At 68.5% G+C, this 22847-nt stretch carries 22 protein-coding genes and 2 pseudogenes; 10 read left to right on the forward strand and 14 right to left on the reverse strand.

The window, feature by feature from the left end; genetic code table 11:
• The first annotated feature begins 53 nt into the window (after positions 1-53).
• Positions 54-533, forward strand: a complete 480-nt coding sequence (locus tag D3272_RS13455; protein WP_129219707.1) for a MarR family winged helix-turn-helix transcriptional regulator — start codon at positions 54-56, stop codon at positions 531-533.
• 117 nt (positions 534-650) lie between these two features.
• Here the strand turns inward: D3272_RS13455 and D3272_RS13460 are convergent, their stop codons facing one another.
• From D3272_RS13460 to D3272_RS13470, 3 genes are all read right to left on the reverse strand, one after another.
• Entirely contained in the window at positions 651-836 is a 186-nt protein-coding gene (locus D3272_RS13460; protein WP_129219708.1) for a hypothetical protein, read from the reverse strand.
• Between the two features lie 34 nt (positions 837-870).
• Positions 871-1878 (reverse strand): alpha/beta hydrolase, encoded by a 1008-nt coding sequence (locus D3272_RS13465; protein ID WP_342634181.1) that lies wholly within the window; start codon positions 1876-1878, stop codon positions 871-873.
• Positions 1879-1962: 84 nt separating this feature from the next.
• Positions 1963-3201 (reverse strand): MFS transporter, encoded by a 1239-nt coding sequence (locus D3272_RS13470; protein ID WP_129219709.1) that lies wholly within the window; start codon positions 3199-3201, stop codon positions 1963-1965.
• Positions 3202-3349: 148 nt separating this feature from the next.
• On the opposite strand from D3272_RS13470, the gene D3272_RS13475 reads away from it, so the two are divergent.
• Positions 3350-4267 (forward strand): LysR family transcriptional regulator, encoded by a 918-nt coding sequence (locus D3272_RS13475; RefSeq protein ID WP_129219710.1) that lies wholly within the window; start codon positions 3350-3352, stop codon positions 4265-4267.
• A 426-nt stretch (positions 4268-4693) separates the two neighbouring features.
• Here the strand turns inward: D3272_RS13475 and D3272_RS13480 are convergent, their stop codons facing one another.
• The 5 genes and pseudogenes from D3272_RS13480 to D3272_RS13495 form a co-directional block, all read right to left on the reverse strand.
• Positions 4694-5863 carry a cystathionine beta-lyase gene (locus D3272_RS13480; RefSeq protein WP_129219711.1) on the reverse strand — a complete coding sequence of 390 codons (1170 nt, stop codon included), beginning with the start codon at positions 5861-5863 and terminating at the stop codon, positions 4694-4696.
• 287 nt (positions 5864-6150) lie between these two features.
• Positions 6151-6961, reverse strand: a pseudogene (locus D3272_RS13485) (SDR family NAD(P)-dependent oxidoreductase).
• 32 nt (positions 6962-6993) lie between these two features.
• Positions 6994-7722 (reverse strand): NADPH-dependent F420 reductase, encoded by a 729-nt coding sequence (locus D3272_RS13490; RefSeq protein WP_245496559.1) that lies wholly within the window; start codon positions 7720-7722, stop codon positions 6994-6996.
• Positions 7620-8108 carry an SRPBCC domain-containing protein gene (locus D3272_RS27965; protein WP_245496552.1) on the reverse strand — a complete coding sequence of 163 codons (489 nt, stop codon included), beginning with the start codon at positions 8106-8108 and terminating at the stop codon, positions 7620-7622. Before D3272_RS27965 ends, D3272_RS13490 begins: the two co-directional genes overlap by 103 nt.
• Before the next feature lie 114 nt (positions 8109-8222).
• Positions 8223-9119: pseudogene (locus tag D3272_RS13495) on the reverse strand (LysR family transcriptional regulator).
• Positions 9120-9270: 151 nt separating this feature from the next.
• Between D3272_RS13495 and D3272_RS13500 the strand changes: the two are divergent.
• The gene (locus D3272_RS13500; RefSeq protein ID WP_129219713.1) at positions 9271-9771 is read left to right on the forward strand and encodes an SRPBCC domain-containing protein; all 501 of its coding nucleotides are present in this window, start codon (positions 9271-9273) and stop codon (positions 9769-9771) included.
• A 493-nt stretch (positions 9772-10264) separates the two neighbouring features.
• Here D3272_RS13500 and D3272_RS13510 read toward each other — a convergent pair whose 3' ends face one another.
• Complete coding sequence (locus D3272_RS13510; protein WP_129219715.1) at positions 10265-11194, reverse strand: P-loop NTPase family protein; 930 nt, start codon at positions 11192-11194, stop codon at positions 10265-10267.
• 755 nt (positions 11195-11949) lie between these two features.
• Positions 11950-12447 (reverse strand): hypothetical protein, encoded by a 498-nt coding sequence (locus D3272_RS13515; RefSeq protein ID WP_129219716.1) that lies wholly within the window; start codon positions 12445-12447, stop codon positions 11950-11952.
• Positions 12448-13169: 722 nt separating this feature from the next.
• Here D3272_RS13515 and D3272_RS13520 point away from each other — a divergent pair.
• A complete protein-coding gene (locus D3272_RS13520; RefSeq protein ID WP_129219717.1) occupies positions 13170-13847 on the forward strand; it encodes an HNH endonuclease in 678 nt (225 codons plus the stop codon).
• A 228-nt stretch (positions 13848-14075) separates the two neighbouring features.
• On the opposite strand, the gene D3272_RS27320 is transcribed toward D3272_RS13520, so the two are convergent.
• Both D3272_RS27320 and D3272_RS13530 read right to left on the reverse strand, forming a co-directional pair.
• Entirely contained in the window at positions 14076-14837 is a 762-nt protein-coding gene (locus D3272_RS27320; protein WP_165361340.1) for a hypothetical protein, read from the reverse strand.
• Between the two features lie 195 nt (positions 14838-15032).
• Positions 15033-15590: a hypothetical protein gene (locus D3272_RS13530; protein WP_129219719.1), complete on the reverse strand. Its 558-nt coding sequence runs from the start codon at positions 15588-15590 to the stop codon at positions 15033-15035.
• A gap of 381 nt (positions 15591-15971) precedes the next feature.
• Between D3272_RS13530 and D3272_RS13535 the strand changes: the two genes are divergently transcribed.
• The 6 genes from D3272_RS13535 (at position 15972) to D3272_RS13555 (ending at position 21293) form a co-directional block, all read left to right on the forward strand.
• Positions 15972-16580 carry a hypothetical protein gene (locus D3272_RS13535; RefSeq protein WP_129219720.1) on the forward strand — a complete coding sequence of 203 codons (609 nt, stop codon included), beginning with the start codon at positions 15972-15974 and terminating at the stop codon, positions 16578-16580.
• A gap of 369 nt (positions 16581-16949) precedes the next feature.
• Positions 16950-17132, forward strand: a complete 183-nt coding sequence (locus D3272_RS27325) for a hypothetical protein (protein WP_165361341.1) — start codon at positions 16950-16952, stop codon at positions 17130-17132.
• 50 nt (positions 17133-17182) lie between these two features.
• Entirely contained in the window at positions 17183-17614 is a 432-nt protein-coding gene (locus D3272_RS27970) for a hypothetical protein (RefSeq protein ID WP_129219721.1), read from the forward strand.
• Positions 17615-18612: 998 nt separating this feature from the next.
• Positions 18613-19698 carry a nucleoid-associated protein gene (locus tag D3272_RS13545; protein ID WP_281010943.1) on the forward strand — a complete coding sequence of 362 codons (1086 nt, stop codon included), beginning with the start codon at positions 18613-18615 and terminating at the stop codon, positions 19696-19698.
• Entirely contained in the window at positions 19691-20929 is a 1239-nt protein-coding gene (locus D3272_RS13550) for a hypothetical protein (RefSeq protein ID WP_129219723.1), read from the forward strand. Before D3272_RS13545 ends, D3272_RS13550 begins: the two co-directional genes overlap by 8 nt.
• 139 nt (positions 20930-21068) lie before the next feature.
• Entirely contained in the window at positions 21069-21293 is a 225-nt protein-coding gene (locus tag D3272_RS13555) for a hypothetical protein (RefSeq protein WP_129219724.1), read from the forward strand.
• Between the two features lie 93 nt (positions 21294-21386).
• Here the strand turns inward: D3272_RS13555 and D3272_RS13560 are convergent, their stop codons facing one another.
• Complete coding sequence (locus D3272_RS13560; protein WP_129219725.1) at positions 21387-21869, reverse strand: hypothetical protein; 483 nt, start codon at positions 21867-21869, stop codon at positions 21387-21389.
• A gap of 66 nt (positions 21870-21935) precedes the next feature.
• Positions 21936-22847, reverse strand: coding sequence for a HipA domain-containing protein (locus tag D3272_RS13565; protein ID WP_245496553.1), 912 nt, complete (start codon positions 22845-22847; stop codon positions 21936-21938).

A 22847-nucleotide genomic window follows, 5' to 3' on the forward strand; every position in this document is an offset into this window, starting at 1 on the left:
ATATACGCACATATATAGCTTGGTGCCAACCGGTTCGATGAAGGCAGGAGCGCATGAGCCGACACGGGAACGTGCTGTCGACACCGGGCCACCTCGTCAGCCTCGCGGCCCGAGGTTTCGCTCGCCTCAGCGAGGCTCGGCTGAAGCCTCTCGGCTTCGGCATCGGTCACCTGCCGGTTCTGGTCGCGTTGCGGGACGGGGAGGCCAGCACGCAACGTGATCTCGCGCGCTTCGCGCGGATCGAGCAGCCGCCCATGGCACAGATGCTGGCGCGTATGGAACGAGACGGGCTCGTCTGCCGAACGCCGGACCCGGCCGACGGCCGCAGTCAGCGCGTCATCCTGACGGACACGGCTCTTTCGCGCCTGCCGGAGGCGATCTCCGCCCTGTTCCAGGGCAACCGGGACGCCCTGGACGGGTTCACTGAGGCGGAAGCCGAGCAGTTCGTCGCTCTCCTGGCTCGGCTTCTCGACAACCTCGACCGGCTCGCCGTCGATGGTCCCGGGCAACGACGGTTCTCGGTCGTACCCTGAGGCCGCGTCCGACGTCCGCTTCACAACAGAGATGCGTAGCTCTGACGAGCAAGCCGGGCCAGATCCGGCCGATCCTGGCGCTTTTGGGCTATCCGCTCACCTTTTGCGAAAGTCGCATCACCTGATCGCCTTCAAGGGCGTCGTCATGCGCCGGCGGTGGTCCTTCGCGGCCGAGGCTGAAAGCGAGAGTGTCTGCCTCGCGGTCGAGCTCATGAAATCCAGCGACGACGCGAACTCGTCGAGGCCCGAGGCCTCCGGTCCGACTGCGGCGGCGACCTCGAAGTGGCCATCCGACGCGCCCAAGCCGCGGTCGAGCGGGATCCGGCCTCGAGAGACCTCATCGCAGGCCTTTGTTCCGGAGCCAGTCGCGGACGGCGCCGATGTGCTCCGCCTTGCGCTCCAGCGGCAGCCAGTGTCCAGCGAGCATGCGCGTCACCGTGAGATCCGGGCAGGCAGCGCGCATCGGGTCGCCCTGGCGGTTTCCCGCGATGGTGCAGACCTGATCGAAGTCGCCATCGATGAAGAGAACCGGCGACGACAGGCGTCCGGCATGGGGCGCCGTGCGCGCATAGGCGAGGGCGGCGTCATCGTTCAGGTACCACGCGCAGGGAGGACGGAAGCCATGGCTCTCGAACGCCCGGACCAGCATTCCGAAATCCGTCGGCGGCCAGAGCGCCGGGTCGGGGCGGGTCGGCGGGGCGCGATGCGCGGCGCCGAAGCGCCCTCCGTTGCGCGTGACCAGCGCCAAAGGGGAGACCGTCCCGACGGCGGCGGGATCACCCCGCCGGAAGATCGATTTCAGCGACGCGGCCCTGTCGGCATCGAGGTCGGCGACCGCCGTCTCGAAATGTGTCGTGTAGTGCCGGTAGTAATCCCACTGGCCGTCGGGATAGTCGTCAGCGCCGTACAGGCGTCGATCGATCAGCGGAACGAGCGTGCGAAGCGCGTGCCCTTCCGGCTGATAGGCCAATGACGTGAGGACGACGCCGCGGCTGCGCCCGGAGTGGTGCGCCGCGAGCGCGCCGACGACGCAGCAGCCCCAGTCGTGACCGACCCAGACAGCGGGTTCACCGCCGAGGTGATCGTGGAGCTCCGCCATGTCGGCCACGGCCTCCTCTACCGTATAGGCGTCGACGGCGGCCGGTGCGGACGAGCCACCGAAGCCGCGGAGGTCTGGGGCGATGCAGCGCCAGCCGTCGGCCGCGAAGGCGTCCATCTGGGCCCGCCACATCAGGCCGATGCTCGGCCAGCCGTGGACGAAGATCATAAGCGGGCCGTCGACCGGCCCACTCGCGAGAAAATGCGTCGTGTGGCGCGGCGTACCGAACCTGTGCGAGGTCAGCATGGGTGGCGCAGGATCTGTCATGCGAGTTCCAGGTCATGAGAAGGAGACATTCGATTCCGGGCTGTCGGGTCCGTCCCCGATGCCTCAGCCGTCGGGGTGGCCGACCGCGGTGCGTCTCGCGTCCTGCGATGGATGGGGAACGTGAGCTGACCTGACACCTCGGGCCGCGGCGATCGCCGCCGCGGCCGCGGTGGCGCCGCCGAACCAGCAGATCCCGGTCCAGCCCCCGATGGTCCAGCAGGCGCCCACCGCCGCGGAGGAGAGACCGCCGCCGGCGAACATGGAGACCGTGTAGACGGCGTTCAGGCGCGTCCTCACTTGCGGTGCCCGCGCGTAGAGGATCGTGCGGCTGGACACATCCTGGACGACGGCGCCCAGGTCGAGCACCACCAGGGCCAGGGCCAGGCCGATGAGGCTCTCGCGCAGCACGGCGAACAGGAGCCAAGCGACGAGCATCGCGGCGATGGCGACCTGACGGGCGCGCCGCGGCCCGAACCGTTGAGCCGACCGCCCGAGCACCGGCGCGCCGAAGGCCGAGGCGGCACCGATCAGGCCGACCGCGCCGATCGCACCCGGGCCCCAGCCGAAGCGCGCGTGCAGGTATAGGGTCGAGCCAAGCCAGAACGCGTTGAAGGACGCGAAGGTGAGGGCCTGGCAGAGCGCCGCGACGCGCAACTCCGGCTCGGTTCTGAGCAGACTGAACAGCGAGGCGATCAGGTGGCGGTAGCGCAGGGTGGGCGCGATCGACCCCTGCGGCCTGACCACCACCGCGACGACGCCGAGCGCCCCCGCGGTCGCCGCAGCGGCCAGGGCGTAGACGGCACGCCATCCGAACCAATCGGCGACGAGGCCGGCGACCACGCGGGCGAGCAGGATCCCGCAGATGACGCCTCGCGTCAGCAGGCCGGTGACGGCCCCGAGCCGGGCCCCACCGACCCTGAGCGACGCGTACGGCGGGAGGACGTAGGGTGTGACGCCGAACAAGCCGATGGCGAGGCACCCCGCCATGAGCGGTACCGCGCTGCCGCTCATGGCGACGGCGAGAAGCGCCGTGACCTGGAGCGGCAGGGTCGCGATCAAGAGCCTGCGGGCCGTCAGGCTGTCGGCCAGGGGCAGAAGCGTGATGAGGCCGATCCCCAGCCCCACCTGCGTCAGCGCCGGCAGGAGGCTGACCAAGCCGGCCGAAAGGTCCGCCGCCGCGCCGATCTGCAGGAGGAGCGGCTGCACGTAGTAGCCGTTCGCGACCGTGACGGCGACGACCGCCGCCAGCACGCCCACACCCCCGTCTGAGAGTTCGTCGGAAGAGCCGGTTTCGCTCGTCACCTTCGATGACCACGGGCAGCGGGACGAGACGCCGTGGGTGCTTCGGGCATGTCCGATCCTCCGCGCCCGGCGCGCGCCGCCGTGCCGGGTGACCGGAACCTAACGGGGGATGTCCCGACTTGATAAGCGGCAATAATGAAGATGCCGTTTGAAGCTGGACTTCACGATGGGCCTGCGCGCGAAGGAACTGCTCGATGGACTGCCGGTCTTCATCGCCGTGGCCGAGGCGAGGAGCTTCACCCGCGCGGCCCGCCGCCTGGGCATGTCCCCGTCAGCGGCCAGCCAGGCCGTGCGGGCGCTGGAGGACAGGGTCGGGACGCAACTCCTCATGCGTTCGACGCGCAGCATCAGCCTAACCCAGGCCGGTGCCGCCTACCTCGACCGGGTGGCGCCGGCGTTCGACACCATCGAGGATGCCACCCGCGAGGTCATGGGACGAGCGTCGCGGCCGTCAGGCCCCCTGAGGATCACGATGCCGAGGGCAGCCTTCGACGGCGTCGTGACACCGGTTCTGGCGAGCTTCAGGGCCGCGTTCCCAGAAGTCGAACTCGAGATTGAGGTCGAAAGCCGGCTCGTGGACATCGTCGAGCAGGGCTTCGACGCCGGGCTGCGCTACGGGACGCTGCTCGCCAAGGACGTGACGGCCTTCGAGGTCTTTTCGGCTTCGGAGAGCGTGCTGGTCGCGTCGCCATCCTACCTGTCGGGCCGGGATCCCGTCGCACAGCCCATGGACCTGCTGAATCATGCCGCGATCGTCTGTCGGAATCGCACCACGGGGCTGGTCTCGCCCTGGATACTGTCCTGTGGCTCCGAGACCTGCAGGATCGATCCCGGCGCCCCGACCGTCGTCGGCGACCTCGTGACGTTGGTCGACCTCGCGCGGGACGGCCATGGGCTGGCCTTGGCCCCGATCCAGTGCGTCGCGCGCGACCTGTCGCAGGGTCGCCTCGCGCGTGTTCTGAGCCGCTGGTCGAGCCCGCTCGAGCCGCTTTTCGTGTACTATCCAACACCGCGGGGGCAAACGTCGGCACTGCGAGCCTTCGTGGACCATCTGCGTGCCCGATAGTTTGGATCGGGTCCGGATCTGTCGTTCAGATTAGTGTCTTAGCTGCCGCAACGTACCCTTGGGTGCCGATGGATGCCGAGCGACCAGCGATCTCAGCCTGACGGTCCACTGTCGGCACCGGAACGGCCGCTTTGAAGCTTCTCGCGATCGGCAACAAAGGTCCTGGTTGGGTCGACTCCGGCCAGGCGCCGAAGCTCGGATTGGTCCTGACGGCGGAACGGCCGCTCTCAGACGAGAGATGGGAAGAGACGGACAGACAAGGTGACGTCGGTTCGGCAGAGTTAGCGGACTCCTGTCAGTTCCGGAGGACGATGGCCGTGGATGAAAGTGTCGTCGAGCCGTTCGGAGACGCGCGTCTTAAGCCGCGACCAGGCCATCAGTCGCCTGCCATCCAAAGCCGATCTCGTCACTTGGCGCATTTCGCCCCTAAGACATTTCGGTCAGGGCTCGATGGATGTCAGCGATGAGGTCCGCTGGCTCCTCGAGGCCAACATTAAGCCGCACTAACCGACCCTCGTACCCTCTCTGAGCCCGCGGCAGCGGCGGATAGGCCATGACGAGGCTATGCGTGCCGCCCCAACTGAACCCTAGTCGGAACAGCCGCAGCGCCTCTACGAAGCGAGTCACCCGCGCCGCGCTCCAGTCTGACCGGAAAACGATCGAGAACACGCTCGCCGAGCCGGTGAAGTCGCGCCGCCAGACCTCGTGCCCAGGGCAGTCGGGCAACGCCGGGTGCAGCACGAGCTCCACCTCAGGTTGGGCTTTCAGCCAGCGCGCCACTTCCAGCGCGGTCGCCTCCAGACGGTCCAAGCGCACCGCCAGCGTCTCCAGCCCGCGCAGGGCCAGTGCGCAGTCGTCCGGCGACACCGACAATCCTAGTAGTCTATGCGTCGCCCCCACGCGGTCGTACGCCTCTGCCGTGCCGACCGACACGGTGCCGAGCAGTAGATCAGAGTGGCCGCCGACATACTTCGTCAGTGCCTGCATGCTGATGTCCACCCCGTGCGCGAAGCCGTCGAAGAGCACGCCGGCCGCGTAGGTGTTGTCGAGTGCCACCGGAACGCCGGCGGCATGAGCGGCTTCGACGATGGCGGGCACATCCTGCACCTCCATCGTGATCGAGCCAGGGCTCTCGCACCATACCAGACGCGTGTTCGGCTGGATCAAGGCAGCGACGCCGGAGCCGACGAGGGGATCGTAGGCGTCCACGGTGATGCCGAGTCCGGCGAGCAGCTTCTCGGACAGTTCGCGGTTGGGCCGGTAGGCGCTCTCGGGCACCAGGGCGTGGTCGCCCGCGCGGCAGTGAGCAAGGTAGACGAGGGCGATGGCGGCCTGCCCGCCTGGAACGACGAAGCTGGCGAGCGCGCCTTCCAGGTCAGCGATGCGCAGGGCGAGTTCGCGAGTGGTTGGCGTGCCATAGAGGCCGTAGCTGTAGGCGTCACCGCGCCAGTCATCACGGGCGTCGGCCAACCGGTCGAACACCACGGTCGAACCGCGATGGACCGCCGGGGCGAGGGCATGGAAGTCCTTTGACGCGGTCGCGGCTGGGTGGAGGAGCCTCGTGCGCCAGTGCTGGGTCGTTGCATCGTCGGTCATGATCCTCACCGAGGCTGGCGTGGAGGCGGACAGCCTCGGCACATCGAGGACGATAGCAGGCCTTCGTTCCATCTCATGCAGCTGGAGCTCCACCCAGCTGACGTCAGGGGTTTCCACAACGGTCGGTGCAAACGCGACCCTATGGACAAATCACAAGGGGATGAGCGAGCCGGCTGTTCTGGGTGGACAGTGGTCCGGCCATCCCCGGGCGGCAGGAACGCGACAGTTCCCGTCAGCCGGCTCCCACGCCTTCCCGCCAGGGACGGTATCTCAGGAGATCGTACCTGCTACGCCACGAATCGCACCACGCCTCCTTCGACGCGCAGCGCCGCGCCGGAGGTGGCCAAGGCCCGCTCGGAGCAGGCGTAGACGACCATGTTGGCGACCTCCGCGGTGGTCGCGAACCGGCCCAGGAGGCTGGTCGGCCGCGCTGCGTGGAGAAAGCGCTGCTCGGCCTCGTCCTGCGAGATGCTGCTCGCCTCTGCTTGGGCGGACATGAGGTTGCCGAGGATCTCGGAGCGGGTAGGTTTCGGCAGCACGGCGTTGACGGTGACGCCCGTGCCCGCGACCGCTTCGGCCAGCCCTCGCGATACGGCGAGTTGCGCGGTCTTGCTGGTGCCGTAGTCGAGCATCTCCTTCGGGATGTTGACGCCGGACTCGCTGCTGACGAACGCGACCCGGCCCCACTCCTTCGTGACCATGCGCGGAAGGTAGCGGCGGCTCGCACGCACGCCGCTCATCACGTTGAGGGTGAACAGGCCGAGCCAGTCCTCGTCCGGGATGGCGGCGACGTCGTTCACGTCGCGGTAGTCGCGGATGTGCGCTGTCCCGACGTTGTTGACGAGGATGTCGGCATCCGGCACTGCTGCGGTCAGTGCCGCCACGCCTTCGGTCGTCGCCATGTCGGCCGCGACGCCGGACAGGTCGGCGGGCGGCAGGGCTTGCCGGATCCGGCGCAGCGCCTCGTCCGAAGGCCTGGGTGCGGCCGTTGACGATGACGGTCGCACCCGCTCTCGCGAGTCCTTCCGCCGTTGCCAGTCCGATGCCGGCGGTGGAACCGGTGACGATCGCCGTCCGACCCGTGAGGTCGACCTTCATCTCAGCATCCTCCGTGTAGCGCTGTCGAGGGCTCAGCCGAACCTGACGAGGTCCTGGAAGGCGAGCGGTGCCCAGCCATTGCCCTGCGCCTGCGCGAGCACGGCTCCCTGCGCGAGCGGGCCGAGCACGACCGGCGCGTAGCCGAGCCGCTCCATCAGAGAACTGGCCTGCGCCTGCGCATCGGGGTCGTCCGACGACGTGAAGATGACGCGCCGACCGCCTTTCACGTCCGGGTCGGCCGCCAGCTTGGCTGCAGGCAAGTGGTTGAAGCCTTTGACGACGCGCGCTCCGAGAAAGGCCCGCGCCACCACCGCGGACGATGTGAGGCCGCCGAACTCGGCCAACGGCGTTCCGTACGCGTTGGTGGCGTCGATCACCAGCCGGCCCTCCCAGGTCGCGGCCGCGTGAGCGACCTCAGCCACCTGCGAGAAGGGCACGGCGAGGATCACGACGTCGGATCCGACCGCCTCGTCCAGCGCCACGGGCCTTACGGTCGGCCCGATCGCCTGCGCCTGGGGCGCCAAAGCCTCCGGCGGGCGCCGGCTCGCCACTCTGACGTCCACCCCCTTACGGGCGAAGGCCTTGGCCAGCGCCTGGCCGACGGCGCCGAAGCCGATGATCGCATAGGTCATGTGTCTTCTCCGATGATCGCAGGACGTCAGGCGCGCTCGCGCTCGACGGCGACACGAGCGAGGTCGGCCAACAGCTTCTCGTGCGTGCGCCAGAACGCCGCCGGGTCCTGCTTCGCGAGTTCGATCCAGAGCGGACCCTGCATCGTCTCCTCCGTCCAGAGATGGACGCCGCCCGACGTGGGCGTGATGATCCAGGCATGGTAGGCGACCGACTGAGGTGACGCCTTCGGGCCGCCGTACCAAGCGATGCGCGTCAGAGGCTCGAACTCGGTCACCACGGCGGCGACGTCCTGGCCGGCGAGGTTCGTCTCGAAGCGCGTGCCCGCGCTGAAGCGGTCGTGCCCGTCGAACAACTCCACGTGCCGAGCGCCGGGATAGAAGCTCGGCCATGCCGTCGGGTCGGTCAGCAGCGACCAGATCGTCTCGGGCGAGACGGCGACCTCCAGTTCGTTGGTGAAGGGGATCGGGGAGCGGCTCGGCCTCATGGCATCCGGCCAACGGATCGCTTCGAACATGTTTGGGCTCCGACGTCGGTGTCTCGTCGAACCCAGAGATGGCATAGGACTCACGACGGCGGGATTCGCGACCTCCTCACAACGGTTGTGCATCTTCGCACCGCCGACCGCCGATCAGTCTGACGGTGTGGTCTGTCCTGCGAGCAATGGCGTGAAGCTGGTGAGCCGCTCCGCGATGAACTCGGTGAGCAGTCGCACCCGCTTGGTCCTGCGCGTCTCGCCCTGCGTGAGTAGCCACAACGTCCCGTGGTGGCGCAGTTCGGTCCCCGGCACGCGCGCCAGAAGCGGGTCGACGTCGCCGACGAAACACGGCAGCGTCGTCATCCCCACGCCTGCGTGCAGCGCGACCATCTGTGCGTCGGCGCTCGTCACCCGGAACGACACGTCAGCGGCAGGTACCTCGCCCGTGTGGGCCCAGTCGCCGATCCCGACGTTGTCCTTCACGACTCACCGGAGCCGTTCACGTCTACCCTCCCGCCATGCTGCAACAAGATCGCGCGACGCATACACGCCGCTCAACAGTTCCGGCCCCTTCAGCCCGTGCAGGTTGGGCGGCAGCTTGTCGCGGTCGTACACGACCCGCAACGCGATGTCCGCTTCCCGATTCGTCAGGTTCATCACCTCGTCCGACGTCAGCAGGGCAAGCTCGACCGCCGGGTGCGTCTGCGCGAACTCCGCGAAGGTCGGCATCAGCAGGTGTGTCGCGATCGTCGGGGGCATGGTCACTCGGAGCAGCCCGGATATGCCTTGATCGCGGCCGAGGATGCGGGCCTGGAGCAGGTTGGACGACGCCTCCATCTGTTCGGCGAGCCCGAGCACCTCCTCGCCAGCGGCGGTCATGCGATATCCCGACGGCAGCTTCTCGAACATCCGGACGCCGAGCCGGTGCTCGAGCTGTCCGACACGCCGCAGCACAGTCGCGTGGTTCACGTCTAACCGCTCGGCGGCTGCGCGCACCGAGCCGCATCGCGCGACGGCGAGGAAATATCGGACGTCGTCCCAGTCGATCATACCTTGACCCATCGCTCGGCCTCTACGCTGCGGCAAGCAGGCGACGCTGGTTCGATCGCGCACCACCCTTGTGCGTCAAAAGCCACTGAAGGCCTCACATGGGCCGGCCTACCTCATGTCCCGTATCGCAGCCAGAAGGCAGGGAATCGCCATGCTTGACCACGTCACCTACCCCTCGCAGTACGACCCGCGCATCTCGCCGATCTATGCCTTGAACGAGGTGGACGTGAAGGCGCCCGCGGAGGTCGTGTGGCGGCTGCTTGTCGATGCGGGCAACTGGTCACGCTGGTTCCCACCCGAGGACGGGGTGGCTTTCCTCGGCGACGAACACGAACTGGCGCTCGGCACGCGGTACACCCGCGTGACGATCGGGTTCCCGATGCATCTGGTCGTGACGGAGTGCGAGCCTGGGAGGCGCCTATCCTGGGCAACCACGGTCGATGGTGACGACACCGGCTCCACCGCCTTCCACGGCTGGGTCATCACCCCCACGAAGGACGGCTGCCACGTGCTGACCGAGGAGACGCAGCAAGGGCCGTGGTTCCTCGACCAGCTCGGGCACAAGCATCCGGGTGGCCTCTACGCCTATCACCAGGACTGGGTGGAAGCGCTAGCGCGCGTTGCCGAGGCAGACGTCGCGCGGGCGACCTGACGGCCAGGGGCGATACCATGAGCTACCGTTCGCGCGGAGGGCGCGGCGGCGGTGACGGGCAGCAGGCTCTTGCCGCCGCCCGGCGTGACGGCCGCGAGCACGTCGCGCACGTCGGCGAGCTCCCCTCGCGCGATGGCCGGGACGTGCCCCGCCGTCTGAGCCTGGTGGGATCTGAGTGGATGGTGCTGCGACAAGCTCGGCTGCTGCGTTGGGTACGTCCAACTTTATGTCGCGACGCGAATCCCATGTGGAACCATCGCGGACCAGATCGCCGCGATCGCCCCTGAGGGTCCCGGACATCGTCGCCCGACCGCCGGCTGCGCCCGACGACCGGGGGCGGGCCGGCGGCATCTCGCCCGAGGTCGCCCACGGCCAGGATCCTCTTTTCGCCGAGCTCGAAGCCTGGGGAGTGCTGGGTGGCTCCGGACGGGCTGGCCCGGTTCGGCCGGGTCCGGGACGCGACGAGCGGGTCGCCATGACGGCCATAGGAGACTCAGGGGGGCGCGGGCAGGCGGAGGACCCGCTCGTCCGGCACGGAATACGGCGGCTTGAGACCCTGCAGTCCCGCTATGTGGAGCAGGGGTCCCATCGCGCCCCCGGACGCCGCGTGGAGGCGCCGGACATCCTCGGGGTCGCGCTCGCCGAAGACGAGCCGAACGACCTGCTCGAACTCCCCGCCCTCCAGCGGTGGGATGCTGATCGTCTGGGTCTTGCCCTCGGCCCGAACCGCTTCGACCAGCGCCTCCGACCCGATGAGCACGACCGTCAGCGGCCTGGGAAAGTCCTTGATGTCTTGCAGTACGGAACCCCTCTCGCGAGGACTGAGCTCGAGCAGGCGGTCTGCCCGGTCGACGAACACCATCGAGGTGCGCCTCATCGCGTCGTCGCTCCGATTGCCGGGGCTGTCCGGCAGCGCCGCCAGGACATGGCGTGAGATCCAGGTCCTGGATCCCACCCTTTGATCGTTGGCGGACATGACGGCCGGCTCCACCTCGGACGCCCACTCCATGTCGTAGCGGAACTGCCGGTCCCGGAGATCCTCGCGCCTCCCGTCGCCATGCATCGAGGCGTGGATGGTGGCGGTGAGGTCCTCAACGGGGGGAGCGAAGACGGCGGGCGCGCAGACGCGCGGACAGTGCCCGAAGTCTTGGACCTGTCTCCGATAGTCCTCCGAGCGCGCCCGTGCGTCGGCGCGCTCCCTCTCCCGCAACTGCCGGGCCTCCGACGAGAGGAGCTGCAGTGGTGCGTCGCGAGCCTCCCTGGCCCTGTCGAAGAGCGCGCAGGTCGCCGCCCGCTGCGCCTGCAGCATGAACCGTCGCGCCAGGGCGGTCTTCCCGCTCCCCTCCGACCCGGTCAGCACCACGAACGGCATCCACGGCCTCGGGGTCATCCTGCTCCTGTCCAGCAAGGCGTGGAGGCTCACCAAAGCCTGCTCCGTCCCGGAGGTCTCGAACCAGACGTGCCCGTCCACGGTGTCGACCCTGACTTCCGAACCACTGCACGGCATCTCGCAACTCATTTTTGATGATACTCTCATCACATAGGGTCGATCCGATCCTTGGTCAAGCGGACGCTCCGTCGGGGGAAGGTATGAGGGCTGCGGTCGACCGCATGGCCGCTCGGTGCTGCACCTCAGGGACGGACGATGGTGGGACGAGGACGCCGAGCGCTGGCGTGACGGGGTGGGCAAGTGGTTGCGCCCCATGAGGCCACCCCACAGCGTCATCGAGCCCACTCGCACGACTCAGGTCGTCCTGGCCACGGCCCATCGCGACCACGATGCAACGAACATCGTGGCCGGGAACCTGGTTGCATTCTGCCAGCGATATCACAGCATGCACGACAAGGCCGAGCATCTGCGCCGCCGTCGCGTCACCTACCTCGCCAGGCGGGCCCTCGGGGACCTGTTCACCGGACCGCACCGACCCTGAGCGTGACGTGGGCCATATACGCCGCATCGCCCGAGGCGCCCCGCCGGGTCGGTCGCGCGCACCATGGGCTGACGCCGAGGCTGGCTACGCCGTCACCGTCGCGGATGGAAGGCTAACCTCGGCGCTCCCTTGGGCCACTACGTCGGCGTGCCCTGCCCGTCTCCACGTGATGCCTGACGGCGGCGAACCGCGTGCGTCGCGCATCCACCGTAGTCGCTCGGGCGACGGTCGCAGGAGCAGGTCGGTGTCAGGGGTGTCCCTCGCCGACGGGCTCAGGCTTGTGAGGCAGGGGCATGGGTGGGACCGTCGGTCCGACCCGAGGCGCGGGCCGCGCTCCAAGGCTGGTCAGTTCCTCGGCCTGAAGCCTGACCTGCTCCCGGAGCGCTGCGAGCTGGTCTGCTACGCCCCGTCCCTTTTCCTCCTCCGCCTTCTGCATTGCGATCCATTTCTGACGCAGACCGCCGATCCCGTCGTCGAGGTCGCGGCGAAGGCTCGCGATCTCACCCCCGTCAGCGTCAGGATCGACGGTCGAGGAGTCGGCGACGGGCGGGAGGGCGAAGAGACAGGACAGCGCCAGCGCCGCACCGACGAACCGATAGGATCCCCTCTCGGCTCTATCGGCTAGCCGTTTGAACACTGCGTCGCCAGCGTCGGCGACGCGGGTGGCGATCCTGCCGCCGCCCGCATCGCCGGGCTCGTCTCGATCCTGCTCGTTGAGGATCAGACGCCAGCGCGCTCCCTCCATGTCCGAGCGCATCCATGGCCAGACCAACCACAAGAGGGACCCGCAGAGCGCGGTCAGCGGCGAGGCTACCTGGAAGAAAGATCATTCTACTGGGATGCGGCAACAGAGCCATACTCGCGGCAGCGATGAGCGGACCTGCGACCAGGAACAGCCAGCACAGGATGAGCCTCACCCGGCGGTTCGCCGTATCGGTTCCGAGGAACTCGATGGCGAAGGTGATGTTCGACGTCTTGGGCATCGTGTTGCCTTGGGTTGGTGACTGTCGCCACGTGTGGGCCATAGTCCAGCAAGGGACGATCGAGGCGTAGCCGCGGTCGTGAGGGGACATGGACGAGGCCCCCTCGATCGGAGCGGCGCGGCCCGGCGTTGGGGGGCGACCATGCCTTCCGCGACGTCGCGTCGAGGCCGACTGACGCCGGAAGGCGGCCGCCGCGAAGAAACGGGGCCGCGTCGACGTCGTGCCGGCCTCGTTGCCCGGCCCGCGAGCCTGCCCGCGGTCTGGGGCGGACCCGGCGAGCCCGCGAGCGTGGCGCGCCCGCCGGCCAGGCCCGGTCGCCCGACGTCACGGCGGACCGGCTCCGAATTGCGAAGTTGGCCGCGTCGCCGAACCGGGTTGCATCTGGACCGCGCCGACGGCCAGACCTGCCCCGGAGTGGGCCCGTCGTCGTCGGCGTGGTATCCTGTCCGCAGGAGCATGGACGACGGCGAGCAGAGGTCTGACCATGCCGTTCACGAGCAGGCAGCGTTACGCGATCTATAATGTGCACCTCGAGCGGTGCTGGATCTGCAGGAAGCCCCTGGCCCTGAGCGAGATGGAGGTGGACCACATCATTCCCGCCTCGCTCGTGGGGACGGCTTGCCTGCCCGGGGTCCTGGCGGCCTTCGGGCTTCCGGCCGACTTCGACCTGGAGTCCTACGAGAACTGGTCGCCGTCCTGCCGCGGATGCAACGGGACCAAGGGCGACGCCGTGTTCGAGCCGACCCCGCTGATCCAGGTACACCTCCATAGAGCGGCGGAGAAGGCGCCGGCTGCCCGCGCGCTCGAGGCGAAGCTGATCCGCAAACGCGAGATCGACCTCGCGCTGAACCTGCTCCTCTCGGCGAGGGAGACGAGCGTTCTGGACATAGGTGAGGATGCCGCGGCGCGGGCGGTCGCCGGCTTCCATAGCTCCAACAGGCAGCCGGAGCTGGCGCCGGCCGAGCCGTTCCGCCTTGCGCCGTGGCTCACGATCATCGGGGGCGGTGGCGGGACGCTGCTGCTCCGGAATGCCAACGGCGTCGTCGGCGCTCGGCCCGCCGGGGAGCGCTTGCATCACAGCTTTGACTGTCCCAACTGCGGGCCGACGGGATGGAACGGCGCCCGCTGTATCTCCTGCATGATGCTCATAGACCTGGACTGACCGGTTCCCGAGATATGCGGGACGTGCTTCGTCGTCGTCCGACGCCCACCGGCGGGCGCCTGACGCGAACGAGAAGTCGTCACATCGCCCCGTCCTGACCGGCCCGTCCCGCTTCGCCGGGCGTCCGCTGTCGCCATAGATTGCAGCAAGGGAGGCGATATCAGACGCCGATAGTGGTTAATTCTCAACACCGATCGACACCGCAGCATCCCGTTCAGGGATCCTGACCTAACCGTCCAACGGTTCCGCGAGGCCCGATCCCGGCCACCGCCCGCGGTCGAGCGACAGCTTCCGCCGCAGCAGGGCCGCGATCAGTGGTCGTCGCCTACGGACCGTCTTCCAGACGATCAGCAGCACCCTGCGTGAGTGCAGGCGATCGGCGAGGGAGGCGGCCGGTTCGAGGCACAGCTCGATGGTCGCCGCCTCGAAGGCGGCCCAAGCGTCCTCGGTCGCCAATCCCAGCTCGCCCAAGGCGAGCACGTTGCCTAGTGCGTCGATCGCGGCCGAGAGGGACGAGGACACGTCGGCCAGGGCCGCCGCCCAGTACCGCTCGAGGTCGTCCGGCGGGACGTCCTCCGACCTCGCGACGGGCACTCCGCTCGTGGGGCGGATCCGACCTCCGTCGCCGCGTCGATCCGAGGGTAGGGTTCGGTACGGGCGCAATCCCGTCCGGACGCGTCGCTCCGCCTGGGCCCAGGAGGCGGCCTCGAGAAGCGCCCCGACGTGGGCGCGATGCCACGCGTCGAGGTGGTGGAGGAGCGCGTCCGATCCTGACGACGCGGCGTCGTGCTCCTGCTCCGTACGGGACGGCCTTGTGATCGCGCGGAGGGCGATCCAGACCGCGACGCGCCTGGCGCCCCGGGCGAGTACGAATTGATCTCGAGCGGCCAGCGCACTGGAAGCCTCGGCGTGTCTGATCGCCTCGTCCGCGCCGCCGTGGCCGGCCCAGCGCCCCGCATGGACGGTCCGCCCTGTCGTTTCGTCGAACATGACCCTCGCTCCCTACAAACGGGGATCAGGAACGCCCCCACGTCCGGACCGCCGTCGACATCAGACCTCTACGGGGACGCGACGAGGGAGCGCCGGCACCTCCCGCTTGCTCGCGCCCGACGCGTCTCTCGGCCTTCGAAGGCTCATGCTCGTCTCGAGTCCCTCGAGGCAGACCGCGACCGCGGCATCGATCGATCATCCGGCGCCGGCGCGCCGGCGCCTCGAGCTACCCTTCGCGATGCTGGGGACGTTCGCCAGGAGGCGCATTACCTCGAGCCAGTGCTGAGCGAAGAGCTGCTCGTACACCTGGATCTGCTTGTCCGTGAGGGGACGCTCACCCTCGTCGGGGTCGGCGAACACCCTTGGGAGCCGGTCCAGGAACATATCCGTCGCGTGCATTATCGCACGTTCGGTTCGATTGACGTCCGGGATCGAGAACTCGCCTCGGGCGCAGCCTTCCCTGAGCAGGGAGCGGAACATCCGTCCGACCTCGATCTGCAGGCTCGTCTCCATGCTCCTCGGTCGCTCGAACATCACGTGTCCGAGCCGGATGTTCATCATCCGGTGCAGGAAGGCTACGATGCGATCGAGAGCCGGTCCGCCCGCGTCCAAAACTTGGCTCAGGTGCTCGCGCACTTGGGCGTCATGTGCCCGGACCATCACCGCATGCAGTTCCGATTTGTCGTGGAAGTGCTTGTAGAACTCGCGACGGTCGATCTGGAGCATCTCGGCTAGTAGGCTGATCTCCGGCACGGTCCCCATCCTGCACATATACAGGGTTCCTGCTTGGACGATGTCCACGAACGTCGGGCTTGCCGAAGTCATGTTTACTCTCCCTCGAGCGTCACGGTCTCAGGCGCCTTCAGCCGGACCGTTCGTCCGTGACTCCCGCCACACCTGCGAAGGTCACCAGCCACCAATTTGATGGTAGTATCATCAATATGATCGAGGATTGCCTTCGTCAACGTCGAGCCCTATCGCGAGCCACGTGACGTTTGAGGTTGGTAAACCGTGGGCAGGCGTGGGAACGGGGCTTGGGTCGAACGCGCTGCGAACCTCGCCGCGCGTCTGGAGAAACTGAGCGGCACGCAAGGGGATGGCGGGGCCCTCAAGCAAGTCGCCGAGGAGGCGGGATTGTCCGTTGCCATGGCCCGGAGGTACGTCGACGCGTACGAGTATGTTAAATCGGCTCCGGTGGTCGCGATCTCCGTGAACGCGCTCGAGACGTACTGGACCTGGGCGAGGATCGACCCCTTCGGCGCGGCGGCTGAGCGAGACGCTGTCCTGGCGGGCGAGGTCCCCCTGTCCAAGATTCAGAGTGCGATCCGGAACGCGCGCGCGCGGGCCTCGGTGCCCGTGGCCCCGGAGCCGCTGTCCGTGGACCAGATCATCCAGAGGTTCGAGGCTGCCGGGATCGAGGCCGTGCCCCACCCCGACGGCATCAGCGTGCACTCGGCCGGTGAGAGTTGGATCGGCCTCTCAGCCGAGGCGACCTTCATGCTCGTGAACGACGAAGGGGTCCACTACCGGTCACACCAGTGGGCGCTGCTGGTCTCGCCGGCCTTACCGGGGTCGCCGCTCGCGGGCCTGCCCTTCGAGGCCCTCCTGCTCCGCGTCGCCGCCGCGGCTGCGATCTACGACCACGTCAGCCTGTTCTGCCTCTCTGCGTTCGAGCGCGAGGAGGTGTCGAAGGCCGCGGCGGGTTGGTGGCCTTTCGAACCAGGTCGGATCTCGATCCTGTAGCGTACTCGCTCGCGCCAGGGCTGCCGACCTGCTGCACGCTTCGGTCGAGGCTCGCGAGGGGAATGCCAGGCCTCGGCTTCGCGACCGCACCAGTCACCTCTGCGCCTCCCTTCCACTGGGGGCACCGATGTCCCCCCGTCCCCCCAACGTACGGGACCCGGCCCTACTCACGGTCGGTCGTGCGTGGTCGCAAGCCCCCTCGAGTGCGACTCCCCCTTTGAAGTGGTCCACCCTGGCGTATGGCTTTTAAGACTGGAGGACGGGATAGATGGGACGACGACCAGGCCACGAGCTGCAGTTCCGGGCAGCCTTTCCCTGAGCGCCCGGCGGGCGACGATCGTGGTCTGCGAGCGCCGCCTCGGCTCCGGCATGATCCGTAGATCGGTCCTGCCTACCTCGGCCGAGCGCTCGCGAGAGGCTGCGATCGGCATGGACGCCATGGTGCAGGTCCAAGCGCTGGCCATCTACCTGCTGGCCGGGTTCTACAGGAAGGTCGCACTGCAGGTGTCGGGTGAGGACGTCCTTGTCGCGTGCATGTCGGCTCCTCTATAACGAAGCGACCCGCCGCGCTCTGACCCACCCTGCTGGTGGCTCGAGGTCCCATGCCGATCCGCCGGCACCACCGCTGGCTCTACCCGATCGACTGGCGCGAGCTGTCGGTCTCCATCCGCTTCCGGCGTGCCAAAGGGCGCTGCGAAGGGTGTGGCCGACCGCACGGGCGCCTCGTACTGCACTTGGGCGACGGGCGGTGGTGGGACGAGGACTCGGAGCGCTGGCGGGACGGGGCCGGCAAGTCGGTTCGCCGCTTGAGACCACCCCACAGCTTGCTGGAGCGCATGCGTACGACTCGGGTCGTGCTCGCCACGTGTCACCGGGACCACGACCCGACCAACAACAACGCCTCGAACCTCGTGGCGCTGTGCCAGCGGTGCCACATGCTGCACGACAGGCCCGAGCACTTAAGGCGTCGCAGGTTGACCTACTTGGCCCGACGGGCATTGGGGGACCTCTTCACAGGGCCATACCGCCTTTGAGCATCCCGACGGTGTGGGCCGTACCGCCCCGTCCGCACGGTTCGCCACAGGATCGGCATCGACCTACGCAGGTCGAGGCGAACCTTGCGCGACGCGGTCGCTAAGTTGCAGAGTCCGAGCTCGATCCTTCCGAGGACTGGGCCGAAAAATCGCGTTTTCGAGTGTCACGGGCATAGCTGAGATGGGAAGGTGCTGTATGTCCAGAGTGGCAAGAGCATTTCGACGTTCTTAGTTATGTAGACATATAGTAGGTTGCCTTGGGTCTGCAGCGATGCAGATGGTCTTTAGACGAAAGTCAAGAGGGTATTTATGCCTCTCCTCCGCTCGGGACATCATAAAATGAAACGGAACTAGATAGCGACACAGGGATCACGTCCGCATCTGCCGCATAACGTGCAACATTTTGCGCTCTCCAACTCTCGCTGCACCCTCCAAGCGCTCGCGAGGAGACGATCCGGCTCTGATGCAGTAGGTTGCCTTCCGATGCCGCGGGTCGGGCCCTGCGCCTTTTGGTACGGCTGGGCCGTCCGGTAGGCGGCATGGTCTCGAAGCTGCCCCGCTCTTCCGCGTCGGCGAGGAGGGAGACAGCGGCTTCCGTCTTCGCGAGGGGTCCGTCGGCCGCCTGACGTCACGGGCCTCGCAGGGCGCGGCTCGCCCGCAGCGACCGATCGAGGCGTCGATCTGCACGCGGCCGCACCATTGGGGGGCGTCGATAGGGTCGTCGGCCACAGCGAGCGCCCTCGTCGCGGGCTCGGCGCCCATCGACGCGTCTAGGACGTTGCCGACGGCTCTATGGCTCGTGCCGCGACGAGCGCCTATGTTCCAAGACGCTCGAGACCCACTCCGGCGGGCGGGCGATGAGGTCAGTCATGGACGCAAGGCCGACGTAGCGGGCGTCGGGGGCAGGTCGCATCGCTTCCGGCTCGTCCGTGCGATCGTCTGACGCTTCGTCACACATCGCCCGGTGTGACGAGATGAGTGGCTCTGAAACCGCCGAGATGGCTTTCGTTCGTCCCGGCGAATGCGCACAATCGCTATCTCGACTTCCAGAGAATCAACGGCGGGGCGAATTGGCCAATCGGATCATCGGCGTCGCCGTGCACGACCTCACTCGCTCGGGCACGACGTTGGACGTGCGCCTCAGTGACAGGGAGATGGCCGTGTCGCCGACGGCGCAGAGGGTCATCGACGACCTTCACGCCCTGTACGGTCGCCGGACCGGGAAGGCGCACGGGAGGTTCGCCGCCGACGAGGACAACTACCCGACGCAGCGGTATCTCAGGGAGTACCTCGACGGCGACGGCCGGGGCTTCCGCCACATGACCGAGCGCATGATGGGGACGCTGCTCACGCAGGCCCGCCGCAAGCCGAACGCCGGCTTCGGGCACGTCTTCTTCGCCCACTTCGAGGACGACGCCGGACAGTTCCTGCTTGTCGCCATCCTGAACGACAAGGTCGGCGCCGCGCTGGCCCGCGATCTGAGCGGGGTGAGCGACGCCCCACACCTCGACCTCGACGGCTTCCGCTTCGCTGGCCGGGTCGCGATCGAAGGGTGGCGCGCCGACGAGAGGCGGTACGTGAACTTCCTCAAGGGGAAGGGTGACGTGGCCGACTACTTCAAGGAGTTCCTCGGTTGCGACCTGACCATGCAGGCAAAGGCCGAGACGCAGCGGCTCGTCGAGGCCCTGCGGACGTTCGCCGACGGCAGGGGCATGGACCTCGTCGAGCGGGAGGCCTTCCTGTCGCGCGCCCGGGGCATCTGCTTCAGGTCGTACCAGGAGCGTGAGGAGCTCGAGTTCCAGACGTTCGCCAACGAACTCGTGCCCGACGATCCCGCCTCCCTGGTCGCCGTGCTGGCGGATCCCGCGCGCGGTCTGAGCGAGGGCTTCGTCCCGGACGCCCGCACCCTCAGGCTGCTCGTGTCCTATCGCGCCAAGACCCCGCTCTGGTCGATCGAGTTCGACCGCGCCGCCCTCACGGCGGGACAGATCGAGTACAGGGCCGCCGACGAGACGCTCGTCGTGCGGGACCTGCCGGCCGACCTGAAGGCCAAGCTGTCGGAGGACGTCGGCGTCGATGCCTGAGATCGGGTTCGACCGGCTGATCGTCGTCTACGACAACGTCACCTTCGACCCGGAGGGGGACGAGGGATCGCTGCACGTCGCCACGGTCGGCGTCCGCGACGACCTGGCCTTGGTCGAACGCGACGACCGCGCCGCCTCGGACACCGGGATCGTCCTCCTGTCCGAGCCGGAGGACGTCGTGCTCGGGGCGACGGTCAGGGTGCGGCTGGACGCGCCGAAGCCCACGCTCGGCCTGCTCGCCAGGAACCTCGACGCCCTCCTGGCATGGCCGGGCGCGACCATCGCCGAGCCAGTGGACTTCTACGTCATCGACGGTCGGTACCATCGGTCGACGGTCCCGCCGCCGGCCGACCTGGAAGCCTACAGGCGGGTGCTGGCCCTGGTCGGTCTCCTCGGACAGGCGGCGGTCTTCCTGGACCCGATCCGACGCGAGATGATGTTCATGAAGGACGGGCGCATGCCGATGCCCGTGACCTATGACGCCGCGGACGTCGCGGCGACCCCCGCGGAGGCCGCCGCCGGTCTGCTGGCGACGTTCGGAGATGACACGCACCGCGAGCAGAAGCTGGCCATCCTGGCCGAGGTCGTGGTCGGGGTGGCGGCCGGCCAGCCCCGGCAGGGACGCCTCGGGCACGTCCTGAGGCGGCTCGACGAGGTGCTGGCCGGCGTGAGGGACGGGTACCGGCTCTTCGCGTCGGAGTTCTCGTACGACAAGGTGAGGAGCGACGTCGAGGACGCGCGGCTCGACTACCTCTCGAAGATCCACAAGACCTTCGTCGACGTGCAGGGACAGATGCTCGGGATCCCGGTCGCCACGGTGGTGGTCGCGTCCCAGCTGAAGCCGGCGAAGGACTGCGGCGGCGAGTTCTGGATCGACGTCGCCGTCCTGGCCGGGGCGTGGGTGTTCGTCCTCCTGCTGTGGCTCGCCCTCGAGAACCAGAGGCTGACTCTCGGTGCGATCGAGGCGGAGGTCTCCCGGCAGAGGTCCAAGATCCTGTCTGACTACGCGGCGATCGACGACCGCTTCACCGCCGTGTTCGACGGCCTCAGGCGCCGGATCCGATGGCAGAGGGCCGTCCTCGCCAGCATCGCCCTCGTCGGCCTCCTCGGGGGGGCGCTGACCACGGTCGGCTTCGTGGGCCTGGTCCGCGTGGATCCGCGTGCATGCGTCGACCCACCTGCCGCCGCCATTCTCCGTGACGGCTCCGACCGCCTCTCCGTCAGGCTCTAGGCTCCTCGAGGCGCGTCCTCGCGCCTCCGATCGCTCGAGGACCGGCCAAGCATCTTCGCGCCCGCTGCCCGTGAGAGGCCACGGCGCCACGCCCTGGATCCGTGGGGCGATGGCCCCTCGTCGCAGCGGGAGCGGGCACTTGGACACCGGTCAGGATCGGGACGACCGGCTGCCACGGGCGGACGTCGTGGACGGCGATCTCTTCATCGAGACGGCACAGACGACGCGGGCGGTGGTCGAGGCTATGGTCAACGCGTCGCCGTGGTACGATGCGGAACTCGACGACGGATGGACCACGCAGCTTCATCGCTTCCGGGATCGGGCAAGCGGCGTGATCCGACGGGCGGTCGATCCAAAGGGGTGAGGCGGCACGACCGGACTTAGGGGGCCGTCGACCCCTGGTACGGAGCCAAGAGGAAGGTACGGTGGAGACGACGAGACCACTGCGGAACCACGGTCATGGATCGTCGCGTTCCTGGTCTTCGTCGTCCTTCGTGGGTCCCCGGCTCGACGGCGGGCGCGCGGCCCGGCGATGCGCCGCGTGAGCCAGGGCCTGGTCGAGGAGCGCCAAGGCCCTCGTCGCCCCTTCCCCGCCACGCCGGAGTTCGCCAAGGTCGACCTCGAGCGAGCGAAGGCGGCCCCGGCCGAAGCCGTCGTCCAACGCTCGGAGCGCCGCGACGCCGACCGTCGCGCACCACGGCCCAAGGGCGCCGAACCCGATCGGGGCCGTGCGGAAGCGGACGGCCGGGATCACGGCCACGAGGGCGGGCGCGACCGGGCCGAGGTCCTCGTCCCGGCTCCCGGCGCCAGACCACCGTCCAGATAGGACTTCCAGCGGGCCGTCCGCCATCTGCCGAAGCGCCTCCCTAACCTCGCGCCTGGTCACGACGAGCTTGCGCACGTCGCCCGCCCCGGCGACGGGCACGCCGGCGCTGTCCACGGGCCCGCCGGCGTCCTCCTTCGTCCTCGGGCGCCCCATGCCCGAGAGGGGCCGGTCGGGACCGACTCACGCACCCAGTCTGTGGAGGACGAAGGCGCGATCCCCCTCCGTCACCTCGCGGGCGTCCATGAACTCGCGGATCCGTGAGAAGGCCGTCAGCGCCCGCTCGTAGACGGCCTCGCCGATCGTGGCGTCGAATCCGAACCTCCGGTGGACGTGGCGCGCCCCGAGGGGATCACGTCCATGCCCGATCCCAGGGGCGGCGGCGCAGACGTGCGTCTGTCGCCCCACGTGAGGGACGACGTCGAACGCGGGAGAGAGCCGCCAGCCGCCGGCGTCACCGATGAAGGCGTGGTTCCTGAGGTGATCGTCCGTGTTGTGCAGGAGCGAGTTGACGACGTATCGACGGTACATCTCCTCCCTCGTGCCCGGTACGCCGATGCGCTGGCCGACGAGGGCGATGTCCAGGTAGGTCTGGTTCGTGCCGTAGACGTCGATACCCTGTCGCAGCAGGGTGCCCGCGCTTAGATAGGCGAGCGCCCCACCGCGCTCGTCGCGGTCGAACCGCCTGACGAGCAGGGCCGTGCCACGGCGCAGGCGCAGGAGCCTCCTCTCCGGCACCGCGATCCCCGCGGCTTCGGCGACGTCGAGGCAGACGGCCTCCATCCTCGGGTCGTCGAAGCGGTCGGACGAGGCCGGGAACTTCGCGATCCAGTCCACCCCGTCGACCCGAACCCTCGCCTTGGGCCGCGCCCCGCCGACGGCGCTGCTCGGCACCAGCAGCGCGAGTTGGTCCGCGGTCGCCGTACCCTCCTCCGCCTCCATGGCGGCGTCGAGCAGCATGCCCACGTCATCCTCGGCGGCGGAGCCGCGGCTCGGTTCGGCCGTCGGGCGCCACGTGTCGGGTCGCTCGGGGGTCGGCCCGTAGAGGAGATCACCGGTCCTCCGACCTCCTCTCGACGCGAGGTACTCGGCCAT

The sequence above is a fragment of the Lichenibacterium ramalinae genome, assembly GCF_004137085.1.
Classification (GTDB): Bacteria; Pseudomonadota; Alphaproteobacteria; order Rhizobiales; family Beijerinckiaceae; genus Lichenihabitans; species Lichenihabitans ramalinae.